Raw genomic sequence first — 2297 nt, 5'->3', positions numbered from 1 at the left:
CCGGTGCGGTGATCGTTGCCTGCCACCACGAGCAGAACATCTTCAAGATGGGCGGTCTGTGGAAGAAATTGCCACTGGCCTACGCCAGCTTCATCGTCGGCGGTGCTGCGCTGGCCGCTCTGCCACTGGTTACCGCAGGCTTCTACTCCAAGGACGAAATCCTCTGGGAAGCGTTCGCCAGCGGCAACCAGGGTCTGCTTTACGCAGGTCTGGTCGGTGCGTTCATGACGTCGCTGTACACCTTCCGCCTGATCTTCATCGCGTTCCACGGTGAAGCCAAGACCGAAGCTCACGCTGGCCACGGCATTGCCCACTGGTTGCCTCTGTCGGTACTGATCGTGCTGTCGACTTTCGTCGGTGCGATGATCGTGCCGCCGCTGCACGGCGTGCTGCCGCAAAGCGTCGGGCATGCCGGTGGCGAGGCCAAGCACAGTCTGGAAATCGCCTCGGGCGCCATCGCCCTGGCCGGTATCCTGCTGGCCGCGCTGCTGTTCCTCGGCAAGCGTCGCTTCGTCACCGCCATCGCCAACAGCGGCATCGGCCGTTTCCTTTCGGCCTGGTGGTTCGCTGCCTGGGGCTTCGACTGGATCTACGACAAACTGTTCGTCAAGCCTTACCTGGCGATCAGCCACATCCTGCGCAAAGACCCGCTCGATCAGACCATCGGTTTGATCCCGCGCATGGCCAAAGGCGGTCACACCGCCCTGAGCCGTACCGAGACCGGTCAACTGCGTTGGTATGCCGCCTCGATGGCTGCTGGTGCCGTGCTGGTTATTGGCGCCGTCGTGCTGGTAGCGGTCTGATATGAACCTTGCGAATTTGCGAAAGGAAACGAGCCCGTCATGATTCTGCCTTGGCTAATCCTGATCCCCTTCATCGGCGGCCTGCTGTGCTGGATGGGTGAGCGCTTCGGCGCCACCCTCCCCCGCTGGATTGCGCTGATCACCATGTCCCTGTTGCTTTGCCTCGGCCTCTGGCTGTGGGCCAACGGTGATTATTCATTTGCCCCGGCGCCTGGCGCCGACCCGACCTGGGCGCTTGAGTTCAAGCACGTCTGGATCCAGCGGTTTGGCATCAACGTGCACCTGGCCCTCGATGGCCTGTCGCTGTTGATGATCATGCTGACCGGTCTGCTGGGTGTACTTTCGGTACTCTGCTCGTGGAAAGAGATCCAGCGTCACGTTGGCTTTTTCCACCTGAACCTGATGTGGATCCTGGGCGGTGTCGTCGGCGTGTTCCTCGCCCTCGACCTGTTCATGTTCTTCTTCTTCTGGGAAATGATGCTGGTGCCGATGTACTTCCTCATCGCGCTCTGGGGTCACAGTTCTTCGGACGGCAAGAAAACCCGGATCTACGCAGCGACCAAGTTCTTCATCTTCACTCAGGCTTCCGGCCTGATCATGTTGGTGGCGATCCTCGGCCTGGTGCTGGTCAACTTCAACGAAACCGGCGTGATTACCTTCAATTACGCCGACCTGTTGAAAACCAAGATGTCGATGACCACCGAGTACATCCTGATGCTCGGCTTCTTCATCGCCTTCGCGGTCAAGCTGCCCGTGGTGCCGTTCCACTCCTGGTTGCCTGACGCTCACGCCCAGGCACCGACCGCGGGTTCCGTGGACCTGGCCGGTATCTTGTTGAAGACTGCGGCGTATGGCTTGCTGCGTTTCGCCCTGCCGCTGTTCCCGAATGCCTCGGCCGAGTTCGCGCCGTTCGCCATGGCCCTGGGTCTGATCGGGATCTTCTACGGTGCGTTCCTGGCCTTCGCGCAAACCGACATCAAGCGTCTGATTGCCTTCTCGTCCGTTTCCCACATGGGCTTCGTGCTGATCGGCATCTACTCCGGCAGCCAACTGGCGCTGCAGGGCGCAGTGATGCAGATGCTGGCGCACGGTCTGTCGGCCGCGGCACTCTTTATCCTCTCCGGTCAGCTGTACGAGCGTACCCACACCCGCGATATGCGCGAGATGGGTGGCCTGTGGTCGAAGATTGCCTACCTCCCGGCTCTGAGCCTGTTCTTCGCCGCCGCATCACTTGGCTTGCCGGCGACCGGTAACTTTGTCGGTGAGTTCCTGATCCTGATCGGCACCTTCGCCAGCGCCCCATGGATCACTGTGATTGCGACGTCCGGCCTGGTGTTCGGTTCGGTCTACTCGCTGATCATGGTCCACCGTGCCTTCTTCGGCCCGTCGAAATCGGACGCGGTACTGCATGGCATGGACGGTCGCGAACTGATCATGGTGGTTGGGCTTGCGGCGCTGCTGATCTACATCGGCGTGTACCCGCAACCGTTCCTC

2 protein-coding genes are annotated in these 2297 nt (G+C 60.9%); both read left to right on the top strand.

Going from position 1 to position 2297, the window contains the following annotated elements; translation table 11 throughout:
* Positions 1-803: proton-conducting transporter membrane subunit (locus D8U18_RS09290; protein WP_277752470.1), on the top strand; the 803-nt coding region annotated here is incomplete at its 5' end.
* Positions 804-842: 39 nt separating this feature from the next.
* On the top strand, positions 843-2297 hold a 1455-nt coding region (gene nuoM, locus D8U18_RS09285), incomplete at its 3' end, for an NADH-quinone oxidoreductase subunit M (RefSeq protein WP_131107486.1).

Origin of the sequence: Pseudomonas sp. Sample_10, from assembly GCF_004321495.1 — a bacterium.
Taxonomy (GTDB): Bacteria; Pseudomonadota; Gammaproteobacteria; order Pseudomonadales; family Pseudomonadaceae; genus Aquipseudomonas.
Note: the sequence above shows the minus strand (reverse complement) of the source record. Positions and strands in the feature narration are given on the sequence as shown.